Genomic DNA, 13,427 nt, shown 5'->3' on the forward strand with positions numbered 1-13,427 from the left:
CGTCTTGCTGTTCCCGACGCTGCGCCGTCTGCTGCTGCTCGTTGCGGCCACGGCCATCGCCACCACCCTGCTCGTCACCCCTTCGGCCGCGCAGGCCGCCAGCGCCGCTCCGGCCGCCGCCGCTCCGGCCGCTCGGGCCGCCGCCGCTGGGGCCGCCGCCGCCCGGGGCGTCCGGATCGTCGCCGCTGCCAGCGCCCAGCGTGGCAAGCCCTACCGGTACGGGGCTGCCGGGCCCGGCGCCTTCGACTGCTCGGGGCTCGCCGGTTACTCGTACGCGAAGGTCGGTCTGCGGCTGCCCCGGACCGCGCAGGCGCAGTACCGGACCGCCCGCGCGGTTCCGAAGGCGGCGGCCCGGCCGGGCGACCTGGTGTTCTGGGTGTCCGGCGGGCACGCCTACCACGTGGGTGTCTATGCGGGCGCGGGGCGCGTCTGGCACGCGCCCAAGCCGGGCGACCGGGTCAGGCTCGCCCCGATCTGGTCGTGGTCCCAGGTGCGCTTCGGGCGGGTGGGGACGTGAGCTGAGGTTCGTCCGGCCGCGCGGCCTCCTCGGGTTGCGCGGCCTCCTCCCCGGCCTCTTTCCCGGCGTCTTCCGGTTGCGCGGGCCCGCTCAGTCGCGCCGCCCCTTCCCGCCGCTGCGCCTCGCTTGGCCGTGCCGCCCTGGTCGGCCGCGTCGCCCGTCCCCGCTGCGCCGCCCTGCTCAGCCGCGCGGCCAGGCGGTCGACGGCCAGCAGCGCCGCTCCGAGGACCGCGAAGATGACGCCCAGCTCGACGAACTGGCCGGCCACCCACCCGTATCCGCGGGAGGTAGGGTCGAGGAAGAAGTACGGGTAGCGGTCGGTGACGGTCGGGAACAACACGGCGCGGGCCACCGACGACACGCCGTAGCCGAGCGGGAAGAGGATCCACAGCGGAAGGTCGCGCCACGGCGACACCCGGCGCGGGCCGAACGCGACCCAGTCGGCCACCACGAGCGCCGGCACGGCGTAGTGCACCAGGAACCGCGACCAGTTGGCGACCTGCTCGGCCGGGTCGCTCGCCGCCAGGCCGGGCAGCGGGTCGGCGCCGTGCTGCAGCATGAAGTGCGAGATCAGCCCCGTGATGAGAATCCACAGCGTGACCGCGCCGCGCAGGCGGGGCGCGGCCGGGTCGGTCGTGCGGCGCCGCACCATCCAGTACAGGACGCCGCCGAAATAGCCGAGCGTCACGAGATTGCTCTGCACCGTGTAGTACGCGATCCGGTGCTGCCCCATGAGCAGCCCGGCGAACCCGGAGCCGACGATCAACACCCGCAGCCAGAACTGCGGGGTCAGCCAGACCCTCACCACGTGCCCTCCTGGAGCGCCTTCTTCTGCACCTTGCCCATGGCGTTGCGGGGCAGGGCCGGGACGAGGTGGACGGCGCGGGGCCGCTTGTGGGCGGCCAGCCGCTCCGCGACGAAGGCGATCAGCTCCCGCTCGGTGGCGTCGCCCACGACGTACGCGGTGACCTGCTCGCCCAGGTCCGGATGCGGGGTGCCGACGACCGCCGCCTCGCGGACCGCCGGGTGCAGCAGCAGCGCGTCCTCGACCTCGCCCGCGCCCACCCGATAGCCGCCGGTCTTGATCAGGTCCGTGGACGCCCGCCCCACGATCCGGTGCCAGCCGTCGACGCCGATCGTCGCGACGTCGCCGGTGGCGTACCAGCCGCCGGGCCCGGTGGCCGGTTCCGCCCGGAGCGCCCACCGGCCCGCGCTGTCGGCCCCGCCGGCGCTTCCCCAGGCTGTGCCGCTCCCGCCGCCGGCGCTCTTCCCGCCTCCTGCGCTGCTCGCACCACCTGCGCTACCGATGCCGTCTGGGCCGCTCCCGCCGCTCGCGTTACCCCCGCCGCCTGCGCTGCTCGCGTTGTCGGCGCGGCTCGCGTTGTCGGCGCGGAGGTAGCCGTCGAACAGGGTGGCGCCTCGGACCTGGAGGTGGCCGATCGTGTCACCGCGGGGTAAGGGCTTTCCCGCGTCGTCGACCAGGCGGGTCTCGACGCCGGGGACGGGGAGGCCGACGTGGCCGGGGCGGCGTTCGCCGTCGGCGTGAGTGCTGACCGTGATGAGCGTTTCGGTCATGCCGTAGCGCTCGACGGGCGCCTGGCCGGCAAGCGCTTGCAGGCTGGTGAAGACGGGCACGGGGAGCGGGGCGCTGCCGCTGACCAGCAGGCGGGCACGGCTCAGCTCGCGGGCCTCGGCGGGGGCGGCGCAGATGCGCGACCACACGGTCGGAACGCCGAAGTACATGCTGCCGGGCGTGGCGGCGTACGCCTGGGGGGTCGGTTTTCCGGTGTGGACCAGGCGCGAGCCGATGCGCAGCGGGCCGAGCACGCCGAGAACCAGCCCGTGCACGTGGAACAGCGGCAGCCCGTGCACGAGGGTGTCGTCGGGGGTCCACTGCCACACGGCGGCGAGCGCGTCGAGGTCGGCGGCAAGGGCTTTCCTGGACAGGACCGCGCCCTTGGGCGGGCCGGTGGTGCCGCTGGTGTAGAGCACGAGGGCAGGGGCGTCCGGGTCGGGCTCGGCCGGGACGGAACCCGAGGCGGCCGATTCCGCGGCGTACAGCTCGGCGCCGGAGTCCCGCAGGATGTGCTCGCGCTCGAGATCGCCGGCGTCGGGCGGGATGGGCACCGCGGGAACGCCGGCGAGCAGGGCCGCGGTGATCGTGACGACCGTGTCGAGGGTCGGCTCGGCGAGCACGGCCACCGCCCGGCGACCGCGAAGGTCCGCCGCCCGTGCCGCTGCCCTCGCCAGCAGATCGTGGCGGGAAACGCTTTCCTGCTGGACGCGTACGGCGTCGGACCGGTCCTCGTCCGAGTGGAGCGCGGTGAGAAGCCTCGTCATCGGGCCTCGTCGAGTCGCGCCACCATCGGGGCGAGCAGGTCGTTGAGCTCGCGCACCAGCACGGTGACGGCGCGCTCGGCGAGCTCGGGCAGCTTGGGGCCGGGGTCCTCGGGCACCTCGGGCAGATCGGCGAGCGGCAGCGGGGCGTCGACGAGGAGCGTGGACCGCGCGTGCGGGATGCGGCTCAGCTCCTGCTGCGAGGGGGCGAGGAACTGGCCGAACGTCTCGGGCCAGCCGCGCCAGCCGCGGTCGCGGGTCCAGGAGCGGTCGCGGGTGAGCGCGTCCGGCCAGGGCGCGACCAGGGTGGCCGCGGCGGTCAGCGAGCCGTCCCAGGTGTTGCGGCTGCACTCGGCCCGCAGCACGCGGCGGTGCAGGCGTACGAAACCGGGGTCGAGATGGGGCGCCGTGGCCAGCCGCCAGGCCGTGCAGGCGAACCCCACGGGCGAGATGTCACCCCAGCAGTCGTCGAACTCCTTGGCGTGCACCCACACGTGCTCGGCGAACCGGCTGCGGCCGAGCCCCGCATGGTCCCGGTCGTAGTGGTGGTCGATCCAGGCGACGGTGAGCTGGGCCACCCGTTCAGCGTAGACCCGCCGCTTCACCCGTCCCCGGTCAGCCGCGCTGGTGGGGAACGCGGGGGCTCGCGGCGGGGCGCGGGCGCAGGCCGTCGAAGACGACCGACAGGACGCGGGAGCGCAGGACGGCGCCGTCGGCCGCGCGCTCGGGAACCCGGGACACCGCCAGCATGAGTGCGACCAGCTCGGCCACGGTCACGTCGGGGCGGATCGCTCCTACCTCGCGCGCCCGGTTCAGCAGCACGCCGAGCGCGCGCGGAAGCTGCTCCCGCGCCGGCGTCAACGCGTCGTGCAGATCCGCGGCGGCGAACGCATCCGCCCACGCTTGCTTGCCCGCCGCCACCTCGGCAACCCGGGTGAGGAACTCCCAGATCGCGGTGCCGGGGTCGTCCGAGGCCACCAGCCGGTCGGCCTCCTCGGCGAAGCGCCGCAGCCGCTCCCGGAACACCGCGTCGATCAGCGCCGCCTTGGTCGGGAAGTGCCGGAAGACCGTGCCGATGCCGACCCCCGCGACCCGAGCGACCTCCTCGGTCGAGACCGACGTGCCTCGCGCCACGAACACCTGCTCGGCCGCGGCCAGAACCCGCGACCGATTCCGTACAGCATCGGCCCGCGGCGCGCGAGCAGCCATCTGCCTGTCCCCCGTCTGTTATGTCGCTATGACGGCCGACTGTCCGTTCATCAGCCTAGCGTCCGTTTTAAACGGAGTAGAGACTCCACTTAGGACGGTGCCGATCTCCATACCGTAGCGACAGCCCCGCACGGCGATGCAAGGCACCCACCCTCCAAGATCAGAAACCCCGGCCGCGGCGGCCCCACCGACCGACCGAGGACAGCGCAGCAACGCCCAGATCCGCTCCGGCACTGCTTGGCAGATCCGCAGCCAGCCCCTCCAGGCCGGCGCGTCCAATAAAGTTCAGCAGCATCGATGCACTGCGAACGTCTGCCGGACGGCGGGCGCTGCTCGAAGCCCCGGCAGTGCCGTGCCCGATGTCGCACACCTGCAGGGCGCGAGCGGCAGTGTGGCCCCCACACAGTGTCGTTCCAACACAATGCGGTTCCCACACGATGAGGTTTCACCACGGTGCGGTTCCAGCACGGTGCGGTTCCAGCACGGTGCGGTTCCAGCACGGTGCGGTTCCAGCACAGTGCGGTTCCAGCACAGTGCGTTTCAACACGGTGCGGTTCAGCACGGTGCGGTTCAGCACGGTGCGGCCCGAGCGGTAGGTGCAGCTGTCGAGGCGGCGCCGCTTCGATGACGGTGCGGCTCGGATGGCGGCGGCCGTACCTGCGCCAGTGCACCTCGGCTATGGCGTCCTAGGAGGCTAGGCAAGTGGGGTGGCAGCGTCAGCATCTGGGCGGCCTGCCGGCAAAGCCCTACCGACAAGCTGCGGGCAAGCCCGTACCGGAAAAGAAGCGGCCCGGCCACTCACGGCCGGGCCGAAATCCGAGGATCGAGTATCGGGTGTGTTGCCGCCTCGACTACTTGAGCAGGCGCTTGTCGGCCCGCAGGGACTGGGGCAGCGCGATGGTGATCCACTCGTTGTTGTCGGCCGCGGTGGCGCTGCGGCCTGTGGAGAACGGGAAGTTGTTGTCGTTCAGGACCGCGATCGTGTGGTCGTCGAGGATGACGACGTCCTCGATGGTCTGGAAGGGGAACGTGAACGTCGTGCCGAAACCGCCGAGCCTGCGCGGATTGGCGATGTTCATCAGGTCGGCCACCAGCGTCTTGCGCAGCGTTCCGTCGGTCTGCGCCTCGGCCAGGTAGATCTTCTTGACGACGGCCGTCGCGCCCTGGCCGCCGTCGCGCTCGATGACGAGGAAGCGGCCGCGGGAGACGGCGATCGCGTCGCCGATGGCAAAGTCGGGGTTGTCGAGCTGGTACGTCCAGCGCTTGCCCGTGTAAGCCTTTTCCCGCAGGTCGAACTCGTTGAGCCGCAGCGCGCCGGCCGGGTCGCCGGTCACGTTGCCCTCGAGCAGCCCGTACAGGTAGCGGCCGTCGGGCGACTGGGCGAGACCCTCGAAGCCCTTGCTGCTGCGGGCGGTCGCGGTCGCGCCGGTGCGCGCGGCGGTCTCCGGCGCGATCACGCCGTCGAGCGGGACGGGCGCGTCGAGCAGGCGGCCGGCGCGGTCGAAGTGCAGCAGGTACGGGCCGAACTCGTCGCCGATCCAGTACGAGCCGTCGGCCACCCGCTGGATCGACTCGGGGTCGAAGTCGGCGCCGGTGAGCACGCGGTCCTCGCGGGTCAGCTTCCACGAGACCTTGCCGTCGGGGTCGGTCAGCGTGACGCCGCCGAGCACGTCCACCTTGCCGGTGCGGAAGACCGGCGCGAGCTTCTGGATGCGCAGCAGGAAGTCGCCCGAGTTGGCCTGGTTGCCGTACCCGTTGTCGGAGAGCACGTCGAAGGTGCCGTCGCCGTTGTCGACGATTCCGGAGAAGCCCTGGACCGGCTGGTCGGCGAACGGCGCCGTGAAGCCGTTGAGGTTCCCGGTGGCGAGCGCGCCGGAGGGCTCGCTGCCGGGCACGAACGTGCCGGCGGGCAGCGCGGCCCAGCCGGTGAGCGTGGGCTGGGTGACCTTGTGGCCGCCGGCGTACGAGGCGGTGGCGGCCATCGAGAGGGTGAGGGCCAGGACACCGGTCCCGGCCGCGAGACGGACGAACTTTCGCATGGCCGGACGCTAGGACGCCCGGGTTAATCGGAGCCGACGAATGGCTTGCGCTTCCGGAGCGACAGCAAGATCAAAGCGGGTGGCCCCGGTGGACGCCAAGATGGCGGGAGTCCGGGCCGGCAGGGGACCCGAGCGGGTGGAGGTCTGAGCGGGGCGGGCCGGGTTTGAGCGAGCAGGGGCCTGAGCGCCCGGGAGGGCGGCCGCGTGACGTACAGGGTCAGTGGTAAGCCGTTTCCTGGTCGCTCAGCGCGGCGATTGTCTCGACGCCGCCGCCGACACCTGCGGCGGCCACGGCGGCGATCATGGTGGCGGCGCGCAAGGCGTGGAAGCCGCCGCGGCCCAGGGTGGCGGCCTTCAGGTTGTGGGCGACTGCGCGGGGCAGGGTGCGCCGCAGGTAGTTCTGTTCGGCGCCGAGCTTCTGGTCGTGCGGCAGCAGGGCGGCCATCTGGACCTTGCCGCGGCCCTCGGCGTAGCAGCGGCGCAGGAAGAACCGGAACGTCGAGCGGTCCAGCGGCACGTCGTGCTCGATGACGGAGTCCGGAACGTACATCCAGTGCCCGCCCGTCTCGGCGCTGATCCGCAGGCACAGCTCGGTGTCCTCGGGGCGGTTGCGGTCGCCGAGCTTGCCGAACCCGGCCCGGAAACCGCCGACCCGCAGGAAGGCGTCGCGGCGCACCATCATGCTGGCCGACCAGACGTTGCGGATCTCCGCGACCGAGGTGGGCATTCCCGCGTACGAGACCCCGACCGTCCAGAGCAGCTCGTCCGGCAGCCAGCTCGGGCGGCTGCTCTCCCACGCCGGCACGATGCTGCCGCCCGCGCCGACCACCCGCGGGTCGCCGAACGGCTCGGCCAGGCTTCCCAGCCACGTCGGGTGGGCGACGGTGTCGTCGTCGAGGAACGCGATCAGCTCGGAGCGGGCGTGGAAGGCGCCGGTGTTCCGGTTGCCCGACGCCCCGCGCGCCGACGTGTTCTCGAGCACGGTGACGCCGTCGAACTCAGCCTTGGCCCGCTCGAACAGCGCTGGATTGTGGTCGACCACCACGATGATCTCGGACGGTGTGACTTTCTGCTCCCGCGCGGACGCAACGGTGCGTTGCAGGGAGATCCAGCGGTGGTCACTGTGCGTAGGGACGACGACGCTGATGTCGGGGTCGGTCATGGCGGGCGCTCCAGGGGTGAAGCCGTGGCGGTGTTTCGAAAAGGTGCGAGTTGATCAAGCCGCGGGCGGAACGCTACACAGCGAATCTATGAATTACGTAAGAGAATGCCGCGAACTATTTACGGTTTCGGGCGCCATTGTTTCCGTCGCGAAAACGATCGGGGCAAGTCGGCACATGACGCTTTTCGCCCCGAGTCCGGCACGGCTGGGGTAGTTGCACGGTAAAGCACCTATTCCGGGGCCGGCGGCCTGCCCAAAGGGACGTACTCCTCGGCCGGGCCGCAGACAGCGATGTCACGGGCAACGGCGCGTCCGGGGCGCGAGGCAGCACGACAACGGCGGCAGGCGAGCGAGACGACGGCCGGGTGAGCGAGCGAGATAGCGGCGCCGGGTGAATGAGGGAGAGTGCGGCGGCCGGGCGAGCGAGGGCGATGGCGGCAGACAGGCGAGCGAGGGCGATGGCGGCAGACAGGCGAGCGAGGGCGATGGCGGCAGACAGGCGAGCGAGGGCGATGGCGGCAGCCAGGCGAGCGACACGACGACGGGGGCAGGGCCGCACGACAGCAGCAGCCAGGAGGGCGACACGACAACGACGGCCGGGCCACACGGCGGACGGCCGGGTGAGCGAGCGAAACGGCGGCGACGACGCGCAGCCCGTCATTTGTTCGACGGAAAAGCGCGCCAGGCCGACCGGAGAACGAGCCGGCCGCGTCAGAGTTCAGCTATGAATGCGCTGCGGCACAACCTCAACTCGAAAAGCACGGTCGAAAATCATACGTTCGACTGATGCCGATTAGGCCGCCGTTGATTGCCCATGCCGGATAGTGCGTGTGGCACGCCGTCAACGGCCGTGACTACGTACGGTCAGCGCCAGAAAACGGCTACGGCCGCGTTGGCGAGGGTCAGGGCGATGATCCCGATGAAGTGCCCCTTGTTGACGGCCTCCCGCTTGCGCGGCACGAACACCATGATGAAGATCAGGATCGCCAGCAGCAGCTTGACGCCCAGCTTGATCGGGCTCGGCTCGTCGTCTCCCCCGCCGCGCAGCGGCGCCGCCAGGCCGAGGCCCGAGACGAGCTGGATGATCGAGCCCCAGAGCACCGCCGCGTTGATCCGGAACTTGCCCGTCAGGTATTGCGCGATCGCCCCGCCGAGCAGCAGCGCGAAGCCGACGAGGTGGATGAAGAGCAGGATCAACCGGAGTGCTTCCACGCCGGAAGCATGCCAAAAGCCCCGGCCGGCCGATCATCCGGGTCCCCGTCGCGCGCTGGGAGGAGGCTACGGCGCGGCGGTCACCGGCAGGGTGAACAGCCCGCGCAGCAGCAGCCCGGGCCGCCAGGTCAGCTCCGACTCGGGCACGGCCAGCCGCAGCGAGGGATACCGCGAGGCCAGCGCCGCGAAGGCGATCTGCGCCTCGAGCCGGGCGAGCGGCGCCCCGAGGCAGTAGTGGATGCCGTGCCCGAACGCCAGGTGCGGGTTCTGCGGGCGGTCCAGCTGGAGCGTGTCGGGGTCGGCGAACCGGTCCTCGTCGCGGTTGGCGGAGAGCAGACCGACCAGCACGGGCGCGTTCGCGGGGATCGTCCGGCCGCCCAGCTCGACGGGCTCGGTCGTGAGGCGAAACGTGGCCGTCTCGACCGGGCTCTCGTACCGCAGGAACTCCTCGATCGCGGTGGGCACGAGCGACGGGTCGGCGCACAGCGTCTCCCAGCGGTCGCGCCGCGACAGCAGCAGGTACATGCCGTTGCCGATCAGGTTGACCGTGGTCTCGTGGCCGGCGATCAGCAGCAGGAACACCATCGAGATCAGCTCGTCCTCGCTGAGCCGGTCCGCGCTGTCGCGCACCTCGATGAGCCCGGACAGCAGGTCCTCGCCGGGGTCGGTGCGGCGGGCGTCGATCAGCCCGCGGATGTAGGCGACCATCGCCTGCGCCGCGCCGGGGAACTCGGCCTGGTACGCGACGCCGCCCACGATGATGTTCGACCAGGCCCGGAACGAGTCGCGGTCGTCGGCCGGGATGCCGAGCAGCTCGCAGATCACCTGGATGGGCAGCGGGAACGCGAACGCGTCGATCAGGTCGAAGGAGCCCGTACGGGGGAAGGCGTCCAGCAGCGAGGTGGTGATCTGCGAGATGCGCGGGCGCAGGGCCTCGATGCGGCGTGCGGTGAAGGCGGCGGACACCAGCCGGCGCAGGCGGGTGTGGTCGGGCGGGTCGACCGCGAGCATGTGGCTGGACAGTGCCCGGCCGATGGCGTCCGACGGGTGGCCGGTGCCGGGCCCGCGCTTGGAGAACCGCGGGTCGGTCAGCACCTTGCGCGCGTCGTCGTACCTGGTGACCAGCCAGACGATCGCCCCGCTCGCCACCCGCACCTCCCGCACCGGGCCGTCGCGCCGCCACTGCGCGTACGAGGGATGCGGGTCGGCGTGGAATCGCCGGTCGGCCAGGTTGTCCGGGGCAGGCTGCGACATGCTCCCACCCTATCGAGGATCGTCGAATCCTTCGTCCGCCCGTTCGCGGCGCAGATGCTGCTCGGCGCGGCGCGCGAGTTCGCCCTGCTCGGCGGCGAGACCGGCGTACATGCCCTTGACCTGCTCGTACGGCTGGTTCGGCGGCAGCAGCGGCACGGCGGCGTCCGTCCGGGCGTCGATCACCACCGGCCGGTCCGCGGCCAGAGCCGTCTCCCACGCCTGGGTCATCTCCGCCGGGGACGAGACCTCCAGCCCACGCAGGCCGAGCAGGTCGGCGTACTTGGCGTACGGCACGTCGGGCAGGTCCTGTGAGGTCGCGAACCGCGGCTCCTTCTCCATCTCGCGCTGCTCCCAGCTCACCTCGGCGAGGTCCCGGTTGTTCAGCACGCACACCACGAACCGCGGATCGGCCCAGTCACGCCAGCGGGCGGCCACGGTGACCAGCTCGGCCAGCCCGGTCATCTGCATCGCGCCGTCGCCGGTGAGCACCACGACCGGGCGCTGCGGCGCGGCCAGTTTCGCCGCGACGCCGTACGGGATCCCGCACCCCATCGAGGCGAGCGTGCTGGACAGGTGGGCGGGCACGCCGCGCGGCAGCCGGAGGTGGCGCGCGTACCAGTAGACAGTGGACCCGACGTCGACGGCGAGCTGCGCGTCGGCGGGCAGCCGGCCGGTGAGCGAGCGCACGACGTGCTGCGGGTTGAGCGGTTCGGCCGGGGCGTCGGCGCGCGCGGCGGCGATCTCGTGCCAGCGGCGCACCCAGCCCTCGACGCGCTCGCGCCAGCCGCGGTCGCCGCTGGGCTTCACGAGGGCGTTGAGCGCGCGCACGGTCTCGGCCGCGTCCCCGACGAGCGGCACTTCGACCGGATACCGTACGCCCAATTGCCGTCCGTCGATGTCGATCTGCACCGCCCGCGCCTGGCCCGGCCTGGGGTAGAACTCGGTCCACGGGTCGTTGGTGCCGACCAGCAGCAGCGTGTCGCACTCCTCCATCAGCTGCGCGCTGGCCGTGGACCCGAGGTGGCCCATCACGCCGGTGTGGAACGGCAGGGTCTCGTCGAGCACGGGCTTGCCCAGCAGCGACGCGGTGATACCCGCGCCCAGCCGCTCGGCCAGCTCGACCACCTCGGCGGCGGCCGCGTACGCCCCCTGCCCCACCATGATGGCGACGCGCTCGCCGCTGGAGAGCACCTCGGCGGCCGCACGCAGGTCGTCGTCGTAGGGCAGGACCCGCGCGGGGCGCAGGCCGGGGCTGGTCACCATCACCCCGTGCTGCTGGGCCTGCGGATCGGGCGCCGGGGCCGTCTGCACGTCGTGCGGCACGATCACGCACGTCGGGCTGCGGGTCGCGAGCGCCGTACGGAAGGCCCGGTCGATCAGCATGGGCAACTGCTCCGGCGCGTGCGCGGTCTGCACGAACTGGGCGCACACGTCGCCGAACAGCCGCTGCAGGTCGATCTCCTGCTGGTACGCGCTGCCGAGCACGGTCGAGGCCTGCTGCCCGACGACGGCGACCACCGGCTTGCTGTCGAGCTTGGCGTCGTAGAGCCCGTTGAGCAGGTGCACGGCGCCCGGCCCCTGGGTGGACAGACAGACGCCGACACCGCCGGTGTACTTGGCGTGGCCGACCGCCATGAAGGCCGCGTTCTCCTCGTGGCGGGCCTGCACGAAGGCGGGCTTCCCGGCCCGGCGCAGCGCCCCCACCACGCCGTCGATCCCATCGCCGGAGTAGCCGAACACCCGCTCGACACCCCACGCCGACAGGCGCTCCACCAGCAGGTCCGAGACCGTCCGCTCGTCGCTCATGCCTGGCGACTACCCACGTGGGTACGCGCCAACCGTGCCCTGCCCGCCGCGGGGATAAGGACGGGCCGCGGCGGGTATCTGCTCGTCGACCCCTCCCGCTCGGAAAGGAACCGTCATGACGAACCCCTCAGGCCCGCAGGGCGTCCCCCTGGCCGGGGCGCTGTCGGAGGAATTCGGCGACAAGGTCCGCGAGGACAGCGGCGCCGGCGCCGACGCCCCGACCGTGGGCGCGGCCGACGCCGACGCCGACGCGGTGCGCTCCGGAGCCGACGGCACCATCACCGGCGACGCCAACCGCGACTCCGACGGCGTGCCGGTCGGCGAGGACGACGCGGAGGCGGACCGCCGCCGATCCGGCGCGTGAGTTCCGTGGGCCGGTCACGCCACCGACGCGGCCGGCCCTCCGCTCAGCACGGAACAGCTCAGCACGTGACAGCCCCAGGCGGGCAGCTCCACGTACAGTCCCAGGTTCTCGAGCTCGTCGCCGTCGCGGTCGAAGACGCGGTCGTCGAGCAGATCGATCAGGCGCCACTGCTTTCCCGCCGACGACCACGGCAGCCGTACGCGGGTCCACGCCGGACGGTCCGCGAAGTTGACCACGACCAGGTGCCGGGTCCGTTCGTCCTGCCACGTCCAGGCGAGCACGTCGCGGTCGTCGAGCAGCCGCCACTCCCCCTGCCTGACGCCGAGCCCCGCCAGCCGCCGGTGGAAGGCCCGTAGCTCCTCGTCGACCGGCTCGTCGGGGTAGCGGCCCAGGAACACCGGCAGCTTCACCGTGCGCCCCTCGAACTGCCCGTCGTGCCAGAGCGTCGCGCCCGGCAGCGTGGCGATCACGACCGCCGCCGCCCGCCCCCGCGCCCCCGGCAGCGCCGTCGCGGCGCGCGGCTCGTCGTGGTTCTCGGTGAAGCGCACCAGCTTCGCCTGGAAGTCCAGCCCCGCCGTGAGATGCGCGCGTACCGAAGCCGCGTCCTCGTGCGCCAGCCGGTCGTACAGCCGCTTGTCGTAGCAGAAGTGGAACCCCTGCTGCTGCAGCTCCCACTCGGTGTCCCAGTACGCCTCGGCGATCAGCACGAAGTCCTCGGGCAGCTGGGCGACGATCTCCGGCCAGAACTCCGCCTCGGGCCGGGGCCCGGCCCACCGCCCCCAGGTGCCCGCGAAGATGTCGTTGAACATCAGCATCGCCATGTCGACGCGGACGCCGTCGCACTGGTCGGCGATCGCCAGCAGCGTGTCCACGGTGGCCCGGCGCAGCTCCGGATGGAACGCGTTGAGCTGCGCGACATCCGGCCACGGCGGGAAGTACGGGTCCCGCCCGCGCGCGATGACCCGGTCGCCCGCCGCGAACCAGCCGTCCGGGTCGCGCGCCAGGTCCTCCGCCGTGCCGTTGACGAACCAGTCCGGGAGCTCGGTGATCGCGGGGTGGTCGGGCGCCACGTGGTTGGGCACGTAGTCGAGGATCAGCCGCAGCCCCCGCCGCAGCAGCTCCGCGCGGGCCACCAGCAGCCCCGCCGCCCCGCCCAGCCGCTCGTCGACCTCGTACCGGCGCACGCAGTAGGGCGAGCCCACCACGTCCTCGTCGGCGAAGTCCGCCAGCGCCGCCTCGAACTCCTTGCACAGCCCCTCGTTCGCCAGCGCGACCGCCATCCCGGCCGGGCTGCGCTCCCACACCCCCATGAGCCAGACCGCGTCGTGCCCGCGCAGCTCGTCCCACACCTCGCCGGGCACGTCGCCGAGCGTCACCGCCCGCCCGAAGCGCCGGCTCAGACCGGCCAGCCACGGCCAGGTGTCGATCTCGTACACCGCCGGTGCGTCCGGCCATCCGGTCATCGTCGGTCCTTCCCCCCGCTCGGCCCGGCCCCACGAGGGGCACGCTGCCACCGTAATCGCCCGG

General features: G+C 72.4%; 12 protein-coding genes. 2 read left to right on the forward strand and 10 right to left on the reverse strand.

Annotation, left to right across the window (positions count from 1 at the left end):
* The first annotated feature begins 4 nt into the window (after positions 1–4).
* Entirely contained in the window at positions 5–517 is a 513-nt protein-coding gene (locus ACSNN8_RS23895; RefSeq protein WP_436651619.1) for a C40 family peptidase, read from the forward strand.
* Here ACSNN8_RS23895 and ACSNN8_RS23900 read toward each other — a convergent pair.
* The 9 genes from ACSNN8_RS23900 to ACSNN8_RS23940 all read right to left on the reverse strand — a co-directional run bounded on the left by ACSNN8_RS23900 (position 459) and on the right by ACSNN8_RS23940 (position 11,536).
* The gene (locus ACSNN8_RS23900; RefSeq protein ID WP_436651621.1) at positions 459–1,325 is read right to left on the reverse strand and encodes a Pr6Pr family membrane protein; all 867 of its coding nucleotides are present in this window, start codon (positions 1,323–1,325) and stop codon (positions 459–461) included. The genes ACSNN8_RS23895 and ACSNN8_RS23900 overlap by 59 nt on opposite strands.
* Complete coding sequence (locus tag ACSNN8_RS23905; protein WP_436651623.1) at positions 1,319–2,857, reverse strand: AMP-binding protein; 1,539 nt, start codon at positions 2,855–2,857, stop codon at positions 1,319–1,321. Before ACSNN8_RS23905 ends, ACSNN8_RS23900 begins: the two co-directional genes overlap by 7 nt.
* Positions 2,854–3,432, reverse strand: a complete 579-nt coding sequence (locus tag ACSNN8_RS23910; protein WP_436651625.1) for a hypothetical protein — start codon at positions 3,430–3,432, stop codon at positions 2,854–2,856. The genes ACSNN8_RS23905 and ACSNN8_RS23910 overlap by 4 nt, the downstream gene beginning before the upstream one ends.
* Before the next feature lie 37 nt (positions 3,433–3,469).
* On the reverse strand, positions 3,470–4,063 hold the full coding sequence (locus tag ACSNN8_RS23915; protein WP_436651627.1) for a TetR/AcrR family transcriptional regulator: 594 nt from the start codon (positions 4,061–4,063) through the stop codon (positions 3,470–3,472).
* 851 nt (positions 4,064–4,914) lie between these two features.
* Positions 4,915–6,102 carry an esterase-like activity of phytase family protein gene (locus tag ACSNN8_RS23920; RefSeq protein ID WP_436651628.1) on the reverse strand — a complete coding sequence of 396 codons (1,188 nt, stop codon included), beginning with the start codon at positions 6,100–6,102 and terminating at the stop codon, positions 4,915–4,917.
* A 217-nt stretch (positions 6,103–6,319) separates the two neighbouring features.
* The gene (locus ACSNN8_RS23925; protein ID WP_436651630.1) at positions 6,320–7,264 is read right to left on the reverse strand and encodes a glycosyltransferase; all 945 of its coding nucleotides are present in this window, start codon (positions 7,262–7,264) and stop codon (positions 6,320–6,322) included.
* 864 nt (positions 7,265–8,128) lie between these two features.
* Positions 8,129–8,476, reverse strand: a complete 348-nt coding sequence (locus ACSNN8_RS23930; protein WP_436651632.1) for a hypothetical protein — start codon at positions 8,474–8,476, stop codon at positions 8,129–8,131.
* Between the two features lie 66 nt (positions 8,477–8,542).
* Positions 8,543–9,730, reverse strand: a complete 1,188-nt coding sequence (locus ACSNN8_RS23935; protein ID WP_436651633.1) for a cytochrome P450 family protein — start codon at positions 9,728–9,730, stop codon at positions 8,543–8,545.
* Positions 9,731–9,739: 9 nt separating this feature from the next.
* Positions 9,740–11,536 carry a thiamine pyrophosphate-requiring protein gene (locus tag ACSNN8_RS23940; protein WP_436651634.1) on the reverse strand — a complete coding sequence of 599 codons (1,797 nt, stop codon included), beginning with the start codon at positions 11,534–11,536 and terminating at the stop codon, positions 9,740–9,742.
* A 115-nt stretch (positions 11,537–11,651) separates the two neighbouring features.
* Here ACSNN8_RS23940 and ACSNN8_RS23945 point away from each other — a divergent pair, with 115 nt between their 5' ends.
* Positions 11,652–11,900 carry a hypothetical protein gene (locus tag ACSNN8_RS23945; protein WP_436651635.1) on the forward strand — a complete coding sequence of 83 codons (249 nt, stop codon included), beginning with the start codon at positions 11,652–11,654 and terminating at the stop codon, positions 11,898–11,900.
* A gap of 14 nt (positions 11,901–11,914) precedes the next feature.
* Here ACSNN8_RS23945 and ACSNN8_RS23950 read toward each other — a convergent pair whose 3' ends face one another.
* Positions 11,915–13,363, reverse strand: a complete 1,449-nt coding sequence (locus ACSNN8_RS23950; RefSeq protein ID WP_436651636.1) for an alpha-amylase — start codon at positions 13,361–13,363, stop codon at positions 11,915–11,917.
* Positions 13,364–13,427: the final 64 nt, after the last annotated feature.

It is taken from the genome of Actinoplanes sp. URMC 104, from assembly GCF_051386375.1.
In the GTDB taxonomy this organism is placed as follows: Bacteria; Actinomycetota; Actinomycetes; order Mycobacteriales; family Micromonosporaceae; genus Actinoplanes.

Coding starts and splice junctions, on each gene's coding strand:
- ACSNN8_RS23920 (WP_436651628.1), bottom strand. CDS start 6,102: ATGCGAAAGTTCGTCCGTCTCGCGGCCGGGACCGGTGTCCTGGCCCTC.
- ACSNN8_RS23945 (WP_436651635.1), top strand. CDS start 11,652: ATGACGAACCCCTCAGGCCCGCAGGGCGTCCCCCTGGCCGGGGCGCTG.
- ACSNN8_RS23925 (WP_436651630.1), bottom strand. CDS start 7,264: ATGACCGACCCCGACATCAGCGTCGTCGTCCCTACGCACAGTGACCAC.
- ACSNN8_RS23935 (WP_436651633.1), bottom strand. CDS start 9,730: ATGTCGCAGCCTGCCCCGGACAACCTGGCCGACCGGCGATTCCACGCC.
- ACSNN8_RS23940 (WP_436651634.1), bottom strand. CDS start 11,536: ATGAGCGACGAGCGGACGGTCTCGGACCTGCTGGTGGAGCGCCTGTCG.
- ACSNN8_RS23915 (WP_436651627.1), bottom strand. CDS start 4,063: ATGGCTGCTCGCGCGCCGCGGGCCGATGCTGTACGGAATCGGTCGCGG.
- ACSNN8_RS23950 (WP_436651636.1), bottom strand. CDS start 13,363: ATGACCGGATGGCCGGACGCACCGGCGGTGTACGAGATCGACACCTGG.
- ACSNN8_RS23905 (WP_436651623.1), bottom strand. CDS start 2,857: ATGACGAGGCTTCTCACCGCGCTCCACTCGGACGAGGACCGGTCCGAC.